We start from the raw sequence: 19,257 nt of genomic DNA, 5'->3' as shown, positions 1-19,257 counted from the left end.
CGAGACTGTAGAAAGCTCGCGCAGCCACAACGCTGACCATTCGATGACATCTTTGCCATCGATGTGTGCACGGTCCTCAGGCATTCTTATGACTTGGATGACAAGGAAGCCAAGATGCGCATTCTGGTGGTGGAAGACGAGGCCCGGGCCGGCGAATACCTAAAGCAAGGCCTGGGCGAGGCCGGCTTCGTGGTGGATGTGGCCGCAGATGGCCACACCGGCCTGCACCTGGCCGTGGAGCAGGCTTACGACCTGATCGTTCTAGACGTAATGCTGCCCGGGCTGGATGGCTGGACGGTGCTGCGCCGCTTGCGGCAAACCGCTGCGGGGCGCCAGGTGCCGGTGCTGTTTCTCAGTGCCCGCGACGCGCTGGCTGACCGTGTCCACGGCCTCGAATTGGGCGCCGACGACTACCTCGTCAAGCCCTTCGCTTTTGCAGAGCTGCTGGCCCGCATACGCACGCTCTTGCGCCGCGGGCCTCAGCGCGAAGACGATGTACTGGACCTGGACGACTTGCGCCTGAATGTGCCGGCGCGCACCGTCACCCGTGCCGGGCAACGCCTGACGCTGAGCGCCCGAGAGTTCAATCTGCTGCACTTGCTGCTGCGGCGCCAGGGCGAGGTGCTGTCGCGCAGCGAGATCGCCTCGCAGGTGTGGGACATGAACTTCGACAGCGACACCAATGTCGTCGATGTGGCGATGCGCCGCCTACGCCTACGCATCAACGACCCGGTACCCGGCCGTTTGATCCACGCCGTGCGCGGCATGGGCTATATCTGCGAGCTGCGGGAATGAGGCTGCCGCAATCTCTGGGCTGGCGGCTTGGACTGTCTGGCGCACTCGTAGCGGCCCTCGCCAGCGCCTTGCTAGGGGGCTATTTGTACAGCTCCTTCGAGCAACAGCTCTTGCGCCGCGACGATGTTCAACTGCTGGGCAAGCTGCGGCAACTGCGACAGCTGCTCGGCCACAGCGGCACGCCCGAACTTTTGGTCTCGCAGGCGGACTACCTCCGAGACACGATGAGCGGCGAGAGCAATGCCTTGATCGAGATTTATGCCGCGCCATCTGGAGGGAGCCGCCTGCTTCTGGCCATTAACCCGACTGGCCTGAGCCTGCCTCGGCAGCCCGCCCTGCCCCTCAACCAAGAAGCCGGCTTGCAGCACCTCACGCACTGGACAACGCCAGAAGGCGTCCCCGCTGCGGCCTTGAATGCCTTGGCGCATTTGGGGGCAAGCGAGGTGGAGATTCGGCTGGCACGGCTCTACCCCGAGCGCCGCGCGCTGCTGGCCGACTACCGCTTGCGCATTGCGGCCGCCAGCCTGGCTGCTGGCGGTCTTGCCGCCGTGTTGGTCTTGGCCTTGATCTGGCACGGCCTGTCTCCCCTGCGCAGGCTCCACGCGCAGACGGTTGCGATCGGCCCGCACAGCCTGGCGCTGCGCCTGAATGCGCAGGACGTTCCCATCGAGCTTCGGCCCTTCGTGCAGGAACTCAACGCGATGCTGACCCGGCTGGAACAAGGCTATGGGCGGCTGAACCAGTTCGCCGCCGACTTGGCGCATGAACTGCGCACCCCGCTGGCCACATTGACCGGGCAGAGCCAGGTGATGCTGAGCCGTCCGCGAACAGAAGCCGACTATGCCCACTTGCTGGAGTCGCAGTTGCATGAGCTGGAACGCTTGAACCGCATGGTCGACAGCCTGTTGTTCCTGGCGCGCAGCGAGCATCAGGCGCTGGCTGGCGCATTGCAATGCCAGACCCTGTCGGCCGCCGAAGAGCTGGCCCGCCAAGCCGACTATTTCGCCGATCTTGCCGAAGAGCGCGGCCTGAGCTTGCGCTGTGAGGGGGACGCGCCGCTCTGGGCCGAGCCTATTTTGCTACGGCGCGCACTGGCCAACCTGATTTCCAATGCGCTGCGGCATGCAAGACCAGGCAGTGTCGTGGCGCTGACAGCGCGAACGGAACAGGACAGCGGCCTGAGCTGCGCGGTGCTGGAGGTCGTCAATGACGGCGAACCTCTGCCGCCTGAGGTACTGCCCCGCTTGTTTGATCGCTTCTACCGTACCGACCAATCCCGCCACCGCGATGCTGGCGGCAGTGGGCTGGGTTTAGCCATCGTTCGCGCGATCATGGAGGTTCACGGAGGCAGCGCGGAGGTTCGTCAGTCAGCGGAGCAAGGCATCATCTTTGCGCTGCGATTTCCCGCATCTTCACTCGCACCAAGTCGCCGCGATATTCCGCAATAGCTCCGCCTAGGCCAGCCGCCAGGTGCACCATTGCAGGGATGTCTAGCCGCAGAGATTGGAACGGTCGCTTTTGGCCGGGACGGTCAGCTCGCGACCGAGTCCAACCGCTGTCTTTTGCCGCGATGGCCAGGCATGTCGGCGCTTGGCGCCCGGCGAACATCTAGACGGCGCATGTGAGAGGCCCGCGCATTGGCAGGTCGCCGCTCGGTCGCCCCACCAGGCGATCACCCTCCGGGTTGCAGGGGGGCTGTTACTCGCGCATGATGCAGGCGGCCGGCCCCCGCTCGGTTCGCCCTCTACCACTCGACACCGGAGACTCATGATGACCAAGACTTCTCACCTCCCTCGCCTCGCCTCCTCGATCGCCGCGCTCGTCATCACCCTCGCGGCCGGAACTGCGTTTGCGGCCGATTTGGTACTGAGCGGCGCCAATGAAGTCCCGCCGGTGACGACGAGCGCGAGCGGCACGGGCAACATCACCATCGCGGCCGATGGCACGGTCAGCGGCAGCGTCAAGACCATGGGCGTCAAGGGCACGATGGCGCACATCCACCGCGGCGCCGCTGGCAAGAACGGCCCGGTCCTCATCCCCTTGACGGCGGGCGCTGAGGGCGAATGGATGGTGCCCGCAGGCGCCAAGCTCGACGCCGAAGGCATGAAGGCCTACCAAGCCGGCGAGCTCTATGTGAACGTCCACAGCGAAGCCAACAAGGGCGGCGAACTCCGCGTGCAGCTGAAGCCCTGAGGGCCATCGACCTGTCGGAGCGAGCGACAGCTCCAGCGCCGATTGCGGCACACCGCTGTTCGAAAAATGGAAAAGGCGCCGAGGCGCCTTTTTTCTTGTGTCGGCCGCTTTTAGTCTGCACGGCGGGGATGGCCGCCCGCCCAATCGGGAGTGTGAAAACACCGACGGGAAAGCGGCTGGAAAGATGGATACCCGGCGCGCCCGAAGCAGATCCTGCCCCCGTCAACCCGATGTCAGTACCCCGTCATTCGACAGCGGCGGGCTCGTTGTTATCGGTGTGCCGCTCAGGCTCCGTGGTGCGGAGGATTTCGCTCAGAACGGAGGTGGCGTAATTCCCGGCGAGCAAAGAAAACGTGAGCACCAGCTGATCGGCTTGCGGCCATTCCCATGACATGTCCACCGGGCTCGCCACCAGGGCGCGACGCTGCTGATCCAGACCGGCGTGCTCCATGCCGTCGCACAAGGTGGCATTGCGTTCAGCCACGCCGTTTTCCAGAGCCTGCGCTTGATCGGTGGTGATCACGCGGCCTCGTCCCCAGAGCGGTCCGGTGGGCCGGCCCGCCTCGTCCATCACGTCGCCAGGCAAGGTCTGACCCCAGAGCCCCTGCTGAATGCGCAGCGCCAGCACTTCATTGAAGACGAAGGAGCGCACCGCCGACAGGTAGATGCCCTTCTTCTTCGGGTTGCGCACGCGGATTTCGCGCGCCAGCATGGCCCGGCCCTGTTCGACGTTGCCGCCGTCATGGCCGAAACGCTGAGCGCCGAAGTAGTTGGGCACGCCCTGTGACGCCACGGCTTTCAGATTGGCCTCGATCGCGTCGCGATCCCCCGTCACCTCACGCAGCACGATGCGGAAGCGGTTGCCCTGCAAATCACCGGGGCGCAGCTTTTTCACGTGGCGGCTCTGGCTCAGCACCTTGAATTCCGGATGCTGAAGCTGGGTCAGGTCCGGCGTCTCGCCCTTGGGCAAATAGATGCTGAACCACTGACGGGTGATGGCGTAGCGGTCCTTGAGGCCGGCATAGCCCACGTCCCATTCCTGCACGCCAACGGCATCGGCCAGCTGCTGAGCAACGAAGGCAGTGTTGGCGCCGTTCTTCTCGACGTCCAGCCAGATGTGCTCACCCGCACCGGAGGGCAGCTGCAGCGGCAACTCGGTCACGACGAAATCCTCGTTGAGGAGTTTCAAGGTGGCGCTGGCGCCACTGGCCGGATAAGCGTTGGGCCACTGCGGCAAGGTCAAGTACTGGGCGTCGGTCATGAGCGGTCTGATGGCAGCAAAGGTAGATAGTCGAGGTCGCAGCCCCAAATCAGACTGACACCGCTCATTTTCCCATGACAGCCCCTATCGATAGGGTCACAGCTGTTCTCGACAACTAGAGTCGTAGACACAGGGCTCGTAGCCACGGTGGCCGAAAACGTATCGCCCGAGCGGACCGATTGGCCGAAGCTCGCGCCCCATGGCGACCGGCGCCTTTCCAGCGACCGCGTCCTTTCGTACTCAGCACGTGCGGGACTGCTTCGTGCCCGAAGCGGCTTCCAACAGCCCGGATTCATGGCCGGATAGCGGCCATTGAAGGCGGTCCCTTCAGGCCGATGCGATGCAGTGCCGGGTGATCATGCTGCCGCAATTCCGCGGCACCGCCTATTCGCTACGTTTGCCCTGCTGACCGGGGAATTGCCGCCACATCACCGGACATCGGCCGGCTGCTTTCTTCCATCACGGCAAGGTCAAGTCCAAACCGAACTTCTCAGCCAGGGCGAAGGTGGCGATCACCAAGCCCAAGGCCGACAGCAAGAAGAATAGGGTCACTTTGGCGCTCGTGAGAAGCACCGCGCGCAGCTCCGTATTCTTATATCTCCTCTCCTGGTCGTAATGCCATTTGATGGCAACGAACATGCCAATGCCCAACACCAGAGCTTTGAACGCAAAAAAGACTATCGGGATCGAATCCATAAACTTTGCTACTTCCAGACTGTTACTTGACGCTAAGCCCCACCACATGGCGGAGCTTGTTCCCGCAATCGGATTATGGGTCGCCAGGCCGCGTGGGGATTCAAGCCGTGCTTACGACTTTAATTGCCGGAAACAACTGCGAAAACGACCCTAACGCTTATTCCACAGTGACACTTTTTGCGAGGTTTCTGGGCTTGTCGACATCGGTGCCGCGTGCGCAAGCGGTGTGATACGCCAGCAGCTGAAGCGGGACGGTGTGCAGGATGGGGCTCAGGGCGCCGTAGTGTTCGGGCATGCGGATCACATGCAAACCGGCTTCGCTTTCAATCTGCGTGTCGCCGTCGGCGAACACGTACAACTGGCCGCCGCGGGCGCGGACTTCCTGCATATTGCTTTTCAGCTTTTCCAGCAAGGTGTCGTTCGGGGCAACCGTCACCACAGGCATCTCGGCCGTTACCAGGGCCAGCGGGCCGTGCTTGAGCTCACCGGCGGGGTAGGCCTCGGCATGGATATAGCTGATTTCCTTGAGCTTGAGCGCGCCTTCCAGGGCGATGGGGTAGTGCAGGCCACGGCCCAGGAACAAGGCGTTTTCCTTGCGGGCGAATTCTTCGCTCCAGGCGATGACTTGCGGCTCCAGCGCCAGCACGGCTTGCACGGCCACGGGCAGATGTCGCAGCGCCTTCAGGTGCTCGGCTTCTTGTTCTTCAGTCAAGAAGCCGCGAGTTTGGGCCAGCGCCAACGTCAGCATGAACAGGCCCACCAGTTGGGTGGTGAAGGCTTTGGTGGAGGCCACGCCGATCTCGGCGCCGGCGCGGGTGATGTAGGCCAGTTCGCACTCGCGCACCATGGCGCTGGTGGCCACATTGCAAACCGTCAGCGTGTGCTTCATGCCCAGGCTGCGGGCATGTTTGAGGGCGGCCAGGGTGTCGGCCGTTTCGCCGCTTTGGCTGATGGTGACAACCAGGGTGCGCGGGTTGGGCACGCTGTCGCGGTAGCGGTACTCGCTGGCGATCTCCACGCTGGTGGGGATCTTGGCAATCGATTCCAGCCAGTACTTGGCGGTGGAGCCAGAGTAAAAGCTCGTGCCGCAGGCCAAGATCAACACCGAGTCGATTTCTTTGAAGATGCTGTACGCGCCGTCGCCAAACAGCTCAGGGCTGATGCCCACCACGCCTTCCAGGGTGTTGGCGATGGCCTCGGGCTGCTCGAAGATTTCCTTCTGCATGTAATGGCGATAGGGGCCCAGCTCGGCCGCGCCGCTGTGGGCATGCACCGTGCGCACGGGGCGCTCGGCGGGCTCATAACGGCCAGTCTCAGCGTTCAGCGTACTGATCCAGTAACGGCCCAGCTGCAGGTCCACCACATCGCCCTCTTCCAGGTAGACGATCTGATCGGTCACGCCGGCCAGGGCCATGGCGTCGGAGGCGACAAAGTTCTCGGCGTGCGCGGCGTCCATGCCAAGGCCCAGCACCAGAGGCGAGCCCTCGCGGGCGGCGATCACGCGGTGCGGTTCATCGCGGCAGAACACGGCCACGGCATAAGCGCCCTTCAGGCGCGGCAGGGCTTGTTGAACGGCTTCGAGCAGGTCGCCGTTGTAGAGGTGGTCCACCAGATGGGCGATCACCTCGGTGTCGGTCTGGCTGCTGAACTGGTAGCCCTTGAGCTTGAGTTCGGCGCGCAGCTCATCGTGGTTCTCGATGATGCCGTTGTGGACCAGAGCGATGCGGCCGACGCTGTCGGCGCTGGCGCCCGGGCCTTGCGAGAAATGCGGGTGGGCGTTGTGCACGGCCGGCGCGCCATGGGTGGCCCAGCGGGTGTGGGCGATGCCGGTGCCGGAGACGATGCCGTCCTCAGCCGCCAAGCCCATCAGCTCGGCCACGCGGGAGGTGCTGCGGGCGCGCTTCAGGCTGCCGTCTTGGTGCACGGCCACGCCGCAGGAGTCATAGCCGCGGTATTCCAGGCGCTTGAGGCCTTCGATCAAGATGGGGACGATATTGCGCTGGCTGACCGATCCGACGATTCCACACATGATTTGCTGCTCTCGCGTTGACTTGAATGGCTTGCATCGTAGGCAGTCAGGCGAAATCTTTGCTTTCAAAATATCGGCATTTTTGAAACAATCATTCAGCAGTCAATTTTCAAGAACAATAATTTCACGAATGACAAAAATATGAATGAATTATTGAATCTCGACGCCGCGGACTTGCGCATCCTCGATCTGCTGCAGCGCGATGCGGCGCAATCCAACCAGGACTTGGCGGCCGCCGCCCATGTGTCGCCCGCCACCTGTTTGCGGCGCGTCAAGCGCTTGGTGGATGCCGGCATCATCACCCGGCGCATCGCCTTGCTGGCGCCCGAAAAGCTGGGGCCAAGCCTGAGCGCCATCGTCGAAATCACCCTGGACCGCCAAGGCGCAGAGCATCTGGCCGCCTTTGAAGCCAAGGTGCAGCAAGACGCGGCGGTGCAGCAGTGCTACCGCGTCTCGCCGGGGCCGGACTTTGTGCTGATCTTGCAAGTGGCCGATATGCCGGCCTATCACGCCCTGGTGCAGCGCCTGTTCACGCAAGACGCCAATGTGCGCAATGTGAAGGCGTTTTTCAGCGTGTTCCGCGCCAAGTTCGAGCCCAGCGTGGCGCTGCCTCAGGGCTGATTGGGCTGATCGGGCCAGCCGGCCAGCGCCGGCCAAAACGGCCCTGCAGCCCAGCAGCCACCGGGCCAACTCAGGTTCAGGCCGCCTTCAGCACCAGCAAGCCCTTGAGGTACTCGCCCTCAGGGAAGTTGATGGTTTGCGGGTGATCGGGCGTAGCGCCAACGCGGTCGAGGATGTAGCCGTCGGCCTGTGCATCCAGGCCCGCGCCCGCAACGATCTTGTGGAACAGATCGGGGCTGATGCCACCCGAGCATGAGAAGGTGAACAACAAGCCACCGGGCGCCAGCAGGCGCAGACCCAGACGGTTGATGTCTTTGTAGGCGCGCGCGGCCCGCTCGGCATGCGCCACGGTGGGCGCGAACTTGGGTGGGTCGAGCACGATGGCGTCAAAGGTCCGGCCTTCCTTGAGGAAGTTGCGCAAGGTGGCGTTGACGTCGGCATCCAGGCTGCGGTGGTGGCCGGGCTCAAAGCCGTTCAGGCGCACATGCGCATCGGCTCGCGCCAGGGCCGGCGCGGAGGAGTCCACGCTGATCACCTCGGTGGCGCCGCCCGCCAGGGCCGCCACCGAGAAGCCGCCGGTGTAGCTGAAGCAGTTCAGCACCGACTTGCAGCCGTACTGGCGCACGCTGTCGGCAAACTTCTTGCGGTTATCGCGCTGGTCGAGGTAGTAGCCGGTTTTGTGGCCCTCGGCCACATCCAGGCTCAGGCACCACTGGTGCTCTTGGATGATGATTTCGGTCTCGCCCTCGCCGCGCAGCCAGCCGGTTTGCTGGGGCAGGCCCTCCAGTTCCCGCACCTGCGCGTCGGAGCGCTCGTACAAGCGGTTCAAGCCCGTGGCGGCCATCAAGGCGTCGATGATGACGGCCTTCCAGCGCTCCACCCCGGCGGACAGGAACTGCGCCACCAAGGTGTCGCCGTAGCGGTCCACGATCAAGCCCGGTAGGCCATCGGCCTCGCCATGAATCAGGCGCACGGCGTCAGACGCAATCGGCAAGCGCGTGCGCATGGCCAGGGCCTTGGCAATGCGTTGCTGGAAGAAGGCTGCGTCGATGCGCTGAGCCTCGTCAAAGCTCCAGGCCCGCACGCGGATATTGGACTTGGGGCTGAAAGCGCCCCAGCACAGGAACAGGCCTTCGGCCGACTCCACCCGCACCGTCTCGCCCGCATCGGCACCGCCGCGCGCGACCGAGCCTTCAAACACCCAGGGGTGGCGGCGCTGCAGTGAACGCTCTTTACCGGCGCGTATGACAACTTTTTTCATGGCAATACTTTCTAGGACTCGGCTTGAACGCCGTGGCGCTGCTCTTGAGCGTCAGCGCCTTTCAAATAATCAACGGGCCAAAGTGCCGTAGGCATAGCCCACCGAAACACTGAACAAGGGCGAGGACTGCTCGGCATGCCGCAAGCTGCGCCATTGGCCCAGGCCGGCGCGCAGCCGCAGGCGCTCACCTTCCCACTGCGCCCACAACTCGCCCTGCCCCACCGCGCCGCCGCCCACGGCCACGCCGCCGCCGCCGGCTGCGCCCACCAGGGCTTCGGCGCCCAGGCGCCAAGCGCCCCAAGGCTCGCTTTGCACGCCCATACCAAACAGGCCGATGGAATAGGCCCCGGCCCGGCCCACCGCCGCGCTGCCCGCCTGGGCCACGCCGTAGACATGGGGAGACAGCTCGCGGGTCAGAATCATGTTGTACTGGCTGATCGCCTCGCGCGTGCCGTCTTTGAACAGCACATCAGGCAAGTGCACGACGCTGGCAAAAATCTGGCTGGTGCGCACCACGCCTTGATCCACATCGCCGCTGCCCCATGCGGCGGAACTGGAGGGTGTGATGTCCAGCGGCATGCCCAGCCCTAAGCGCACAAAGCTGCCCGAGAAATGCCCCGTCACCGCCTGCGTCCAACCCGCCTCCAGGCGCAGGCTCGGCCCCCAGGGCGTGACCCAGCGCAGGCTAGGGCCGGCGCGCAAGAGCCAGCCGTTGCCGGTGTCCACATTGCCGCCGCCGCCCAAGCCCAGGCCCAGTTGCCCACCCAGGCGCAACTTGGGCGAGCCGATGGCCCAGTCCTGGCCGGCATTGGCGAGAATTTCCATATAGCCGTCGGCGCCGCCTTGGGCCGCGCCGGCCGCTTCCACACCCCACCAGCTGCCGTCGGCAATGTACTGGCGCAGGTCGGCACCGGCCTTGCCCATGCGCCCGGTGCTGGGTACACCGCTGCGGTTTTGCGTGCGGCTGCTCGGTTTATCCACGCCGCCGTAAAGCATCACCTCATCAAAGCCTAAGCCGGTGCGTGCGCCGGCGCGGCCGCGGCGGCCCGAATCACTGGGCAGGAAGCTGGCGAAGTTATTGGCCTTGCCCAGCACCACGGTGTAGCTGGTATCGCTGACCGTGCCGCTGGGGAAGCGGATCATCGCCACGCCTACGCCCGCATACCAGTCGCCCATCTCGGTGCGGATGGACAACTCGGGGCGCAGCATCAGGCCGCCGCCAAAGCGCAGCTTTTCCGAACTCAGGCCGCCACCGGCGCCGACATAGAGGCCGGCCGCGAAGTGGGTGCTGCTGCCGATATTCCAGCGCCGCTGGGCCGTCAGCCCAAGGGTGAAGATGCCGCCGTAATTGCCCTTGGCCGTGACGTAGGCGCTGGGGCCAAAGCCCCAGCTATCGTCCACCGCCATCAAGTAGCTGCCGCCCAGCATGGCGGTCTTGCCGCCATCGGGCAGAGAGATCGGTGTCCAGTTCATCTCCACGGCGGCGGGGCGGCTCGCGCCCAGGCGGGCCGGCGTGCTGTCGGCCGGCTTGGCCGCACTGCTGCCGGGCTCGATGGCATCGGGTGCCACCGGCCCCTTGGCGGCCCAGGCGCACGCCGGCACCAGCAGGGCCAGGCTCAAAGCGCTCAACTTCATGACTACTCGAACAGGCATATCAACTCGTCTACTTTTTTCTCGTCAACTTCGCGCGGGGATGCGCGGCGTCGTAAATCTTGGCCAGGTGCTGGTAGTCCAGCTGGGTATAGACCTGGGTGGTGGTGATATTGGCGTGGCCCAGCAACTCCTGCACCGCGCGCAAATCACCACTGGACTGCAGCAAATGCGAGGCAAAAGAATGCCGCAGCATATGCGGATGCACATGGCTGGGGCTGCCCGCCGCCAGCGCGCGCGCCTTCAGCCGTGCGCGAATCTGCGATGCACCTAAGCGCCCGCCGCGTGCCCCCACCAGCAAGGCAGGCTCATCCGGCCGGGCCGATTGTCCACGCAGCGCCAGCCAGGCCTGCAAAGCCTGCAAGGCCGCTCGCCCCACCGGCACACTGCGGCGCTTGCTGCCCTTGCCCAGCACATGCACTTCGGCCGCTTGCACATCCACCCAGCCGCGTGCCGTGCCACTGGCAGCCACATCCAGCCCCTCCAGCTCGGACACACGCAGGCCGCAGCCGTAAAGCAACTCGACGATGCAGCGATCCAGCGCCTCGCCCGCAGGCTCCGCGTCAGGGTCGGCATGCTCGGCCAACTGCACCGCGTCATCCACCGCCAAGGCCTTGGGCAAAGGCTTGGCGGCCTTGGGCGCACGCAGACCGTCGAAGGGGTTGAGGTCCACCAAACGCAAGCCGCCGAGGTAGCGGTACAAGCCCCGCCACACCGACAGCTGCAAAGCCATGCTGCGCGGCCCCAGGTCTTGCTCGCCGTGCATGCGCATCAACAAGCCACGCGCTTGATTGGGCCGCAAGCGCAGCAAATCCAGGCCCTTGCCCTCCAGGCTGAAGGCGTGCAACCGGCGCAGGGCTTGCGTGTAAATCACCAAGCTGCGCGGTGCTAGGCCACGCTCAACCCGGGCGTGGCGCAGATAGTCCTGCAATAAGCTGGGCAGCGCCTCAAGCTCAGGGCCAAGCTCGGCTTTATGCTCGGCCACATGCTCAGACTCGGCCGAGTCGGCTTCAGTCCGGGCGGCCACTCTCGGGCGCCGCCACAACAGCGGCAGCAGGCGCCAGCAAGCGGGCCAGCGCCGCGCTGGCAATCTCGCCCACGCGTTGCAGGAACTCGGTGCCCATCTCGGCGGTGTAGCGGGTCGGGTCGGGCGAGCCCAGCACCAGCAGGCCAAAGCTCTTACCAAGCTTGCCGGGCTTGGCTGCGTCACCGCTCTCGGCCAGCGTCAAGGGGATCAGCGCCAGCGAAGTGACCGCGCCTGCGGCTTGCCCGGCCTCATCGGCCTGCTGCAACCAGCGCGCCGCCTCGAAGCCGGAATTGACGCCGCAATAAGGCTGCGACAGGCTGTTGGCAAAGCTCTTCACATCGCTGCTGACGGGCTGGGCATAGCTGGCATCGGCATACGCGGCATCCACGCCCCACAGGCGCAGGCCGGCTTGCGGAATCATGAACTGGTGGCGCAACTCCTGCACCAGCACCTCGGGCAGGCTGGCCGCATCGGCCGTCAGCATCAGGCCGCGGGTCCAGCGGTGCAGGCGATCGGACAAGGCCAGGTTCTCTTGGCCGTTGCGGATCATCTCGATGATCTTTTGCTCCAGGCCCTTGATCTTGTCGCGCAGCATTTCGGCTTGGCGCTCTTGCAGCGAGACCGTGCGCTGACCCAGCGGGTGGCTCAGTTGCACGGTGGCCAGCAGTTCGGCGTGACGCTGAAAAAAGCTCGGGGTGGCGAGCAGGAAATCGGCGATGTCCTGTTCAGTAATAGCTGGCGTGGTATTGCTGTTCACAGCGAAATTTCTCCTTCAAACACGGTTTGCGCCGGCCCGGTCATGCGCACCGGCGCGTGCAGGCCGACGCTCTGGCCGGCCCATTCAATTCTCAAATCTCCGCCGCGCGCATGCACTTCCACGGCCTCGTCCAAAAGCCCTAAGCGGATGCCCGCCACCACCGCCGCGCAAGCGCCGGTGCCACAAGCCAGGGTCTCGCCGGCATCGCGCTCGAACACCCGCAGCTTCACCTCGCTGCGCGAGATGATTTGCATAAAGCCCGCATTGACCTTGCGTACAAAGCGCGGGTGCGCCTCCACCAGCGGGCCACGGGTCAGCACCGGGGCGCTCTCCACATCGTCCACCAGCTGCACCGCATGCGGGTTGCCCATCGACAGCACGGCCACTTCGCAATCGGCCTCAGCCAGCGGCCACAGCGCGAAGCCATTGCATTCGCGCGGGCTCAGGCCTTGCGCGTCAAAAGGCACACGACTCAAGTCGAACACCGGCGCGCCCATGTCCACGGTGACGCGGCCGTCTTCACGCAGCTGCAGCTCAAGCACGGCGTTGACGGTTTCAACCCGCACGGTCGTCTTGTCGGTCAGGCCCTTGTCCACCACATAGCGCACAAAGCAGCGCGAGCCATTGCCGCAATGCTCCACCTCGGCGCCGGAGCTGCCGTTGAAGATGCGGTAGCGGAAATCCACGCCGGGGTTGCTGCTGCGCTCGATCACCAGGATCTGATCACAACCCACGCCAAAGCGGCGGTCGCCCAGCACGCGGATTTGCGCGGCGCTGAGTTGCAGGGGGTTGCGGGTGGCGTCAATGACCACGAAGTCATTGCCGGCGCCCTGCATTTTGGTGAATGAAAGCTTCATTGGCAGATTATGGCCTTGGGTGTCTTGCGCTCCTGGCGCGGCAAAACTCAGCGATGCGTCACTCAAGTAACTCAATACACCGAGGGCTCGCCCTGCGGCCGCGTCTTGAAGCGCCTGTGCACCCACAGATACTGGGCCGGGTTGCGGCGGATGCGATCCTCCAGCCAGGCGTTCATGGTGTGGGCGTCGGCCAGCGGGTCGTCGCTGGGGTAGCCGGCAGGCGGCTCGCAAGCCTCAACTTCATAGCCTTGGCCGCCCGGCAACATGGTCACCACCAGCGGCTGCACCGGCATCTTCATGCTGCGCGCCACCTTGGACGGCGCCAGCAAGGTGCAGGCCGAGACGCCAAAGAAAGGCACGAAGGCGGAGTCCTTGATGCCGAAGTCTTGGTCCGGCGCGTTCAAAAAGGAATAGCCCTGCTTGATCAAGCGCATCACCGGGCGAAAGCCTTCGCTGCGGTCAACAAAAGCGGTTTTGCCGAAGCGCTGGCGGCCGATCAACAGGTATTTGTCGAAGACCGGGTTGCTCTGGCTTTGGTAGATGTCCACCCCCGGCGCTTTTTGATTCAGCATGATGGCCGGGCCTACCCATTCCAGGCCCACAAAGTGCGGCAGATACCACATCACCGAGCCGCGCTCGGACAAGGTGATATCGCCCTTCACATGCAAGATGCGGCGCAGGCGGGCGGGCGAGGCAAACCAGATCAGGCCGCGCTCCAGCAGGCTGCGCCCCATCCAGCCGAAATGCTCACGCGCCAGGCGCTCGCGCTCGGCGGCGTCTTTTTCCGGGAAGCAGAGTTCCAGATTGCGCAGCGCGATGCGGCGCCGCCGCCCCGCCAACACCCACAGCAAAGCCCCCAAGCCACGGCCAAAGGCGGCCAGGATTCCCAAGGGCAAAAAGTGCAAGAGCCACAGCAGGCCAATCAAGAGATAGGCACCCAATTTCGACAACATGCGCTTAGCTTTCCTTGTTCTTATTTGAGGCTGCGGCGGGTGCGGCGGCTGCCACCGGCGCCGCAGCGATATCGAGTTCGCGCGGCTGTTTGTAGCGGTGATAGCCCCACAAGTACTGCGCGGGCGCCAGGCGAATCAATTCTTCCATGGCTTGGTTGATGGCCGTCGCGGCCGCCTCCGGCGAGGCCTCCGCCGCAATCACCGGGCCGGGCCGCACATGCACCACAAAACCACGGCCCTTGGGCAGACGCTCGCCCCACATCAGCAAGGCGGCCGCGCCGGTTTGCTGCAGCAGCTTGCCGGCCATGGTCATGGTGTAAGCCGGCTCGCCAAAAAAGGGCGCCCAGACGCCCAGGCCCTGAGGCGGCACTTGGTCGGGCAGCAGGCCGATGGTGTGGCCTTGGCGCAGCGCGCGCAGCATCTGCCGCACCCCGGCCAGATTGGCGGGCGCCGTATTCAAGCAGGGCCGCTCGCGCGAAGCATCCACCACCTCGCGCAGCCAGGCCTGGCGGGCCGGGCGAAACAGCACGGTCAAGGGCGCCACGGCGCCGAAGCGCTCGGCCACGGCCTGCGCGCAGATTTCAAAACAACCCAGATGGGGCGTGAGCAGCATCAGGCCCTTGCCCTGAGCCATGGCCGCCTCGACCAGCTCCGCACCTTGCCACTGCACCGCATCGCCCAGGGGCTGGCCCGGTGGGCGCATCCATAGCCAGGGGGTCTCCACAATCATGCGCCCGGCATGGGCGATGCCGCCGCGCGCCGCCGCCCAGCTCAGGCCGGCCACGCGCACATTGGCCTGGAAGCGGCGCCGGTAAGTGGCGGAGGCCCAATAGGTCAGCCAGCCGGCAATCACACCGACGGCATGCAACCAGCGCAGGGGTAATTTGGACAGTAGACGAAACAGCTGCAACATATTTCTATAATTGTCCCATCGCCGAGTTACTGGACAACTTGCGGGGCGATGCGGATGTTTTTTCCTGGGCTTATTCCGAGATCAGATTTCCGCCGGGCAGCGATGCTGCTCAACAAATGCTGCTAAAGCGTTCGCCGCGTCTCCCGACAGCACGGCAACGCCGATGAACTGTTGAAATATTAGGAGTGTAAAAGTGGCGAACAACGATTTTCTTTTTACGTCTGAATCGGTTTCCGAAGGTCACCCCGACAAGGTCGCGGATCAGATCTCGGACGCGATTCTCGACGCAATCTTCACCCAAGACCCGCTTTCTCGCGTCGCGGCTGAAACCCTGTGCAACACCGGCCTGGTGGTGCTGGCGGGTGAAATCACCACCAACGCCCATGTGGACTACATCCAGGTGGCGCGCGACACCATCAAGCGCATCGGTTACGACAACACCGAATACGGCATCGACTACAAGGGCTGCGCCGTGCTGGTGGCCTATGACAAGCAGAGCAATGACATCGCCCAAGGCGTTGACCATGCCTCCGATGACCACCTCAACACCGGCGCCGGCGACCAAGGCCTGATGTTCGGCTACGCCTGCGATGAAACGCCGGAGCTGATGCCCGCGCCGATCTACTACGCCCACCGTCTGGTGGAGCGCCAGGCCCAGCTGCGCAAGGACGGCCGCCTGCCCTTCTTGCGCCCCGACGCCAAGAGCCAGGTCACGCTGCGCTACGTCAACGGCAAGCCGCACAGCATCGACACGGTGGTCTTGTCCACCCAGCATGCACCCGAGATGAGCCTGGGCGACAAGATGAAGCCCGAGTTCTACGAGGCCATCCGCGAAGAGATCATCAAGCCGGTGCTGCCCAAGGAATGGCTGACCGAGGACACCAAATACCTGATCAACCCGACAGGCCGCTTCGTCATCGGCGGCCCGCAAGGTGATTGCGGCCTGACCGGCCGCAAGATCATCGTCGACACCTACGGCGGCGCCTGCCCGCACGGCGGCGGCGCCTTCAGCGGCAAGGACCCAACAAAGGTTGACCGCTCGGCCGCCTACGCCGCCCGCTATGTGGCCAAGAACATCGTCGCCGCCGGCCTGGCGCGCCAGTGCCAGATCCAGGTGGCCTACGCCATCGGCGTGGCCCGCCCGATGAATGTGACCGTCTACACCGAAGGCACCGGCGTCATCAGCGACGACAAGATCGCCGCACTGGTCAACGAGCACTTCGACCTGCGCCCCAAGGGCATCATCCAGATGCTGGACCTGCTGCGCCCGATCTACAGCAAGACCGCCGCCTACGGCCACTTCGGCCGCGAAGAGCCTGAGTTCACTTGGGAGAGAACGGACAAGGCGGCAGCGCTGCGCGCAGCCGCTGGCCTGTAAGGCCACCGCGTCGCGGCTTGAACGTTCTCGGGCGACGCTCATATCCGCACAGCGGATGTGAGAGGAGACCAAAAGACTGACATAGCGCGGTGTCACCCATAAAGCCAACAAGGCGACCCTCCACAGGGTCGCCTTTTTTCATGGCCGAACGGCAAACACCGCCGCGCCACACATCCAGGGTCACTACGTAGATCCAGCCGCGCCACGCGGCACATAATCTTCAAGCACCCTCCCGTGCGCCTATACCAACGCCCGCCTACCGCCGGATCGTCATGCAGCTGCCCTTGATGCCCACCGCCCTGCCGCCGCTGAAGATCTTGGTCGTCGATGACCAAGCGACCACGCGCTTCGTGCTGAGCCAGCAGCTGCAAGAAGTGGGTCACATCGTCGTGCAGGCAGACTCCGCCGAAACAGCCCTGGCTCGATTTCAGCAACACCAGCCCGACCTGGTGCTGCTGGATGTGGAAATGCCCGGCCACGATGGCTATTGGGTCGCCAGCCAGATGCGCGCGGCCGAAGCCGGTGGCTGGACGCCCATCATCTTTTTGTCCTCGGTGACACAAGATCACAGCATCTGGCAGGCGATTGAATCGGGCGGTGACGACTACCTCGTCAAGCCCGTTTCCAGCACCGTGCTGCAGGCCAAATTGAGAGCCATGCAGCGGCTGCGGCGCATGCAGGGCCGCTTGATCGAACTCTCCGAAGAATTGCGCATTGCCAATGAGCAACTGACCCGCATCAGCGTGGAAGACGCCCTCACCGGCCTGCCCAACCGGCGCGGCTTTGACAGCCGCTTGCAGCACGAGATCGTTGCCGCCCAGCGCGAGCAGCAGCCGCTGACCCTGGTGTTGTGCGATATCGACTTTTTCAAGGGCTATAACGACAGCCTGGGCCATGTCGAGGGCGATGCCTGCCTGCAGCGCGCCGGCGCCTTGCTGCAAGGCATGTGCCGGCGGCCGCGCGACTACCCGGCGCGCTACGGCGGCGAAGAATTTGCGCTCATCCTGCCCTGCACGCCGCGCTCCGGCGCCATGACCTTCGCGCGCGCGCTGATGCGCACGCTGGAAGTGACCGCCCTGCCGCACCCGCGCTCCGCCGTCGCCTCCCACCTGACCATGTCGGGCGGCATCACCACATGCATCCCTGACGCCAGCACCTCGGTCGAAGGCCTGGTGCGACGCGCCGACGAAGCCTTGTATGCCGCCAAATCTCGCGGGCGCAACTGCTTTTTCAGCTTCGAGATGCAGATGGACACGCGTGAGCAACGCTCCGCGGGCCGCGCCGCGCCTAGCTCAGCGGCAGAATCGGGCCCGCCGCAGCCCCCTCCCCGCGAGCAATGAGCCCCAAGCCAACCAGCCCCTGCCTTGAAGATTTGCGCCGCTACGCCATCGCGCGCAGCTTGTTCAAACCCACCACCTTGCCCGCCGCAATCAAGCGCCTGGGCTTTGTGCAGGCCGATCCGATCCGCGCCCCGGCGCGCGCGCAAGACCTGACCCTGAGGCTGCGGGTCAAAGACTACCGCGCCGGCGAGTTGGAGCAACGCTACGCCCGTTTAGGCGTAGAGGAAGACTGCTTCGTCAACTACGGCTTTGTGCCGCGTGAGCATCTGGCCCTGCTGCATCCCCGTGTGGCGCGACGCAGCTGGGATGCCAAAACCCATGCACAGGCCCAGGCAGTTCAAGCCTTTGTGCGCGGCCGCGGCGCCACGCACCCGCGGGAGGTGCAAGCCGAATTCCAGCTCGGCCAGACCCGCAATGCCTGGGGCGGCAGCAGCAATGCCATCACCCATTTGCTGGACGCCATGCACTACCGCGGCCTGCTGCGCGTCAAGCGGCGTGAGCAAGGCCAACGCATTTACGAGGCGGTGCAACACGCGCCCGACGAAGCCAGCAGCCCGCAGCAAAAGGCCGAAGCCCTGGTGCGGCTGGTGCTGCAGAAATACGCCCCACTGCCGGCGCGCAGCCTGGGCCAGCTGTGCAGCATGAGCCGTTACGGCGCGCCGCAGCTGCAAGCCGAAGTCAAGCGCGTGCAGGCCCAGGCCAAGCACCTTTTCGCCCACACGCAGGTGGCGGGCCACACTTGGTTCTGGCCGGAGGATGAAGATCCGCGCAGCCGGCGCTGGCGGCTGGATGAGGAAGTGCGCCTGCTGGCGCCCTTCGACCCCATCGTCTGGGATCGCCTGCGCTTCGAGTTGTTCTGGGGCTGGGCCTATCGCTTCGAGGCCTACACGCCCGCGCCCAAACGCAAGCTGGGCTATTACGCTCTGCCCATGCTGTGGCGCGGCGAGGTGCTGGGCTGGGCCAATGCCAGCGTGGTGGCGGGTGAGTTGCAGTTGCAGTGCGGCTACCTGAGCGGCAGCGCACCGAGCGACCCGGCCTTTGAGGGCGCCTTGCAAAGCGAGATCGAGCGCCTGCGCTTATTTCTAAGCCTGGACCTCGCATAGCTTGCGGAAGGGGCCCAGCACGGCATCGCCGCGGAAGGGCTTGACGATCCAGCCGGTCACGCCGATGGCCTTGCCGCGCGCACGCATGGCGGGGTTGTCTTCGGTGGTCAGCATGACGATGTGAACCACCCGGCCGGTGACGTCCTGACGGATCTTTTCTGCCATCGCCAGGCCATCCATATTGGGCATATTGACGTCGCTGATCACCAGCCGGATGGCAGGGTCGCTCTGCAGTTTGAAAAGCCCGTCGCGGCCATCCTTGGCCACGGCCACCTCAAAGCCGTTCTTGCTCAGAAAGCTGGCAACGATTTCCCGCATCGTGCTGGAGTCGTCAACCACAAGAACATTTGCCATTTCAAAAACTCCTCGCGTCACCGTCACTGCGGTGAACTCATTGCCTAGATCGTAATCACGTTCTTGCGG

18 protein-coding genes are annotated in these 19,257 nt (G+C 64.6%); 7 read left to right on the top strand and 11 right to left on the bottom strand.

Annotated features, from left to right (window positions below; translation table 11 throughout):
• The first annotated feature begins 114 nt into the window (after positions 1 to 114).
• The 3 genes from AT984_RS00530 (at position 115) to AT984_RS00520 (ending at position 2,988) form a co-directional block, all read left to right on the top strand.
• Complete coding sequence (locus AT984_RS00530) at positions 115 to 795, top strand: heavy metal response regulator transcription factor (protein WP_058721972.1); 681 nt, start codon at positions 115 to 117, stop codon at positions 793 to 795.
• A complete protein-coding gene (locus AT984_RS00525) occupies positions 792 to 2,243 on the top strand; it encodes a heavy metal sensor histidine kinase (RefSeq protein WP_082679672.1) in 1,452 nt (483 codons plus the stop codon). Before AT984_RS00530 ends, AT984_RS00525 begins: the two co-directional genes overlap by 4 nt.
• Before the next feature lie 319 nt (positions 2,244 to 2,562).
• Positions 2,563 to 2,988, top strand: a complete 426-nt coding sequence (locus AT984_RS00520) for a CHRD domain-containing protein (RefSeq protein ID WP_335338581.1) — start codon at positions 2,563 to 2,565, stop codon at positions 2,986 to 2,988.
• Between the two features lie 244 nt (positions 2,989 to 3,232).
• On the opposite strand, the gene truD is transcribed toward AT984_RS00520, so the two are convergent.
• The 3 genes from truD to glmS form a co-directional block, all read right to left on the bottom strand.
• On the bottom strand, positions 3,233 to 4,249 hold the full coding sequence (truD, locus tag AT984_RS00515) for a tRNA pseudouridine(13) synthase TruD (RefSeq protein ID WP_058718441.1): 1,017 nt from the start codon (positions 4,247 to 4,249) through the stop codon (positions 3,233 to 3,235).
• A gap of 459 nt (positions 4,250 to 4,708) precedes the next feature.
• The gene (locus AT984_RS00510) at positions 4,709 to 4,945 is read right to left on the bottom strand and encodes a hypothetical protein (RefSeq protein ID WP_058721970.1); all 237 of its coding nucleotides are present in this window, start codon (positions 4,943 to 4,945) and stop codon (positions 4,709 to 4,711) included.
• 157 nt (positions 4,946 to 5,102) lie between these two features.
• A complete protein-coding gene (glmS, locus tag AT984_RS00505) occupies positions 5,103 to 6,974 on the bottom strand; it encodes a glutamine--fructose-6-phosphate transaminase (isomerizing) (RefSeq protein WP_058718440.1) in 1,872 nt (623 codons plus the stop codon).
• A gap of 141 nt (positions 6,975 to 7,115) precedes the next feature.
• On the opposite strand from glmS, the gene AT984_RS00500 reads away from it, so the two are divergent.
• Positions 7,116 to 7,595 carry an Lrp/AsnC family transcriptional regulator gene (locus tag AT984_RS00500; RefSeq protein ID WP_058718439.1) on the top strand — a complete coding sequence of 160 codons (480 nt, stop codon included), beginning with the start codon at positions 7,116 to 7,118 and terminating at the stop codon, positions 7,593 to 7,595.
• A 76-nt stretch (positions 7,596 to 7,671) separates the two neighbouring features.
• Here the strand turns inward: AT984_RS00500 and AT984_RS00495 are convergent, their stop codons facing one another.
• The 7 genes from AT984_RS00495 to AT984_RS00465 all read right to left on the bottom strand — a co-directional run bounded on the left by AT984_RS00495 (position 7,672) and on the right by AT984_RS00465 (position 15,013).
• Complete coding sequence (locus AT984_RS00495) at positions 7,672 to 8,856, bottom strand: class I SAM-dependent rRNA methyltransferase (RefSeq protein ID WP_058718438.1); 1,185 nt, start codon at positions 8,854 to 8,856, stop codon at positions 7,672 to 7,674.
• Between the two features lie 69 nt (positions 8,857 to 8,925).
• Positions 8,926 to 10,491 carry a hypothetical protein gene (locus AT984_RS00490; protein ID WP_058718437.1) on the bottom strand — a complete coding sequence of 522 codons (1,566 nt, stop codon included), beginning with the start codon at positions 10,489 to 10,491 and terminating at the stop codon, positions 8,926 to 8,928.
• A 28-nt stretch (positions 10,492 to 10,519) separates the two neighbouring features.
• Positions 10,520 to 11,449 (bottom strand): tyrosine recombinase XerC, encoded by a 930-nt coding sequence (locus AT984_RS00485; protein ID WP_058721969.1) that lies wholly within the window; start codon positions 11,447 to 11,449, stop codon positions 10,520 to 10,522.
• A gap of 67 nt (positions 11,450 to 11,516) precedes the next feature.
• Positions 11,517 to 12,290 carry a DUF484 family protein gene (locus tag AT984_RS00480; RefSeq protein WP_058718436.1) on the bottom strand — a complete coding sequence of 258 codons (774 nt, stop codon included), beginning with the start codon at positions 12,288 to 12,290 and terminating at the stop codon, positions 11,517 to 11,519.
• A complete protein-coding gene (dapF, locus tag AT984_RS00475) occupies positions 12,287 to 13,147 on the bottom strand; it encodes a diaminopimelate epimerase (RefSeq protein WP_058721968.1) in 861 nt (286 codons plus the stop codon). The genes AT984_RS00480 and dapF overlap by 4 nt, the downstream gene beginning before the upstream one ends.
• A gap of 71 nt (positions 13,148 to 13,218) precedes the next feature.
• Positions 13,219 to 14,100, bottom strand: a complete 882-nt coding sequence (locus tag AT984_RS00470; protein WP_058718435.1) for a lysophospholipid acyltransferase family protein — start codon at positions 14,098 to 14,100, stop codon at positions 13,219 to 13,221.
• Positions 14,101 to 14,104: 4 nt separating this feature from the next.
• Positions 14,105 to 15,013, bottom strand: coding sequence for a lysophospholipid acyltransferase family protein (locus AT984_RS00465; protein ID WP_058718434.1), 909 nt, complete (start codon positions 15,011 to 15,013; stop codon positions 14,105 to 14,107).
• 193 nt (positions 15,014 to 15,206) lie between these two features.
• Here AT984_RS00465 and metK point away from each other — a divergent pair, with 193 nt between their 5' ends.
• From metK to AT984_RS00450, 3 genes are all read left to right on the top strand, one after another.
• Positions 15,207 to 16,391, top strand: a complete 1,185-nt coding sequence (gene metK, locus AT984_RS00460; protein WP_058718433.1) for a methionine adenosyltransferase — start codon at positions 15,207 to 15,209, stop codon at positions 16,389 to 16,391.
• Between the two features lie 272 nt (positions 16,392 to 16,663).
• Positions 16,664 to 17,731: a GGDEF domain-containing response regulator gene (locus tag AT984_RS00455; RefSeq protein WP_082679671.1), complete on the top strand. Its 1,068-nt coding sequence runs from the start codon at positions 16,664 to 16,666 to the stop codon at positions 17,729 to 17,731.
• The gene (locus AT984_RS00450) at positions 17,728 to 18,834 is read left to right on the top strand and encodes a DNA glycosylase AlkZ-like family protein (protein ID WP_058718432.1); all 1,107 of its coding nucleotides are present in this window, start codon (positions 17,728 to 17,730) and stop codon (positions 18,832 to 18,834) included. The genes AT984_RS00455 and AT984_RS00450 overlap by 4 nt, the downstream gene beginning before the upstream one ends.
• Here AT984_RS00450 and AT984_RS00445 read toward each other — a convergent pair.
• Positions 18,814 to 19,188: a response regulator gene (locus AT984_RS00445; RefSeq protein WP_058718431.1), complete on the bottom strand. Its 375-nt coding sequence runs from the start codon at positions 19,186 to 19,188 to the stop codon at positions 18,814 to 18,816. The two genes, AT984_RS00450 and AT984_RS00445, sit on opposite strands and share 21 nt — an antisense overlap.
• Positions 19,189 to 19,257 lie beyond the last annotated feature (69 nt).

This window comes from Paucibacter sp. KCTC 42545 (assembly GCF_001477625.1).
Classification (GTDB): domain Bacteria; phylum Pseudomonadota; class Gammaproteobacteria; order Burkholderiales; family Burkholderiaceae_C; genus Paucibacter_A.
The sequence above is the reverse complement of the archived record's forward strand: the minus strand, read 5'-3'. Positions and strand labels throughout refer to the sequence as shown.

Excerpts from the sequence above, each read along its gene's own strand:
- AT984_RS00530 (WP_058721972.1), top strand. The coding sequence starts at position 115 with ATGCGCATTCTGGTGGTGGAAGACGAGGCCCGGGCCGGCGAATACCTA.
- AT984_RS00525 (WP_082679672.1), top strand. The coding sequence starts at position 792 with ATGAGGCTGCCGCAATCTCTGGGCTGGCGGCTTGGACTGTCTGGCGCA.
- AT984_RS00520 (WP_335338581.1), top strand. The coding sequence starts at position 2,563 with ATGATGACCAAGACTTCTCACCTCCCTCGCCTCGCCTCCTCGATCGCC.
- truD (WP_058718441.1), bottom strand. The coding sequence starts at position 4,249 with ATGACCGACGCCCAGTACTTGACCTTGCCGCAGTGGCCCAACGCTTAT.
- AT984_RS00510 (WP_058721970.1), bottom strand. The coding sequence starts at position 4,945 with ATGGATTCGATCCCGATAGTCTTTTTTGCGTTCAAAGCTCTGGTGTTG.
- glmS (WP_058718440.1), bottom strand. The coding sequence starts at position 6,974 with ATGTGTGGAATCGTCGGATCGGTCAGCCAGCGCAATATCGTCCCCATC.
- AT984_RS00500 (WP_058718439.1), top strand. The coding sequence starts at position 7,116 with ATGAATGAATTATTGAATCTCGACGCCGCGGACTTGCGCATCCTCGAT.
- AT984_RS00495 (WP_058718438.1), bottom strand. The coding sequence starts at position 8,856 with ATGAAAAAAGTTGTCATACGCGCCGGTAAAGAGCGTTCACTGCAGCGC.
- AT984_RS00490 (WP_058718437.1), bottom strand. The coding sequence starts at position 10,491 with ATGAAGTTGAGCGCTTTGAGCCTGGCCCTGCTGGTGCCGGCGTGCGCC.
- dapF (WP_058721968.1), bottom strand. The coding sequence starts at position 13,147 with ATGAAGCTTTCATTCACCAAAATGCAGGGCGCCGGCAATGACTTCGTG.
- AT984_RS00470 (WP_058718435.1), bottom strand. The coding sequence starts at position 14,100 with ATGTTGTCGAAATTGGGTGCCTATCTCTTGATTGGCCTGCTGTGGCTC.
- AT984_RS00465 (WP_058718434.1), bottom strand. The coding sequence starts at position 15,013 with ATGTTGCAGCTGTTTCGTCTACTGTCCAAATTACCCCTGCGCTGGTTG.
- AT984_RS00455 (WP_082679671.1), top strand. The coding sequence starts at position 16,664 with ATGCAGCTGCCCTTGATGCCCACCGCCCTGCCGCCGCTGAAGATCTTG.
- AT984_RS00450 (WP_058718432.1), top strand. The coding sequence starts at position 17,728 with ATGAGCCCCAAGCCAACCAGCCCCTGCCTTGAAGATTTGCGCCGCTAC.
- AT984_RS00445 (WP_058718431.1), bottom strand. The coding sequence starts at position 19,188 with ATGGCAAATGTTCTTGTGGTTGACGACTCCAGCACGATGCGGGAAATC.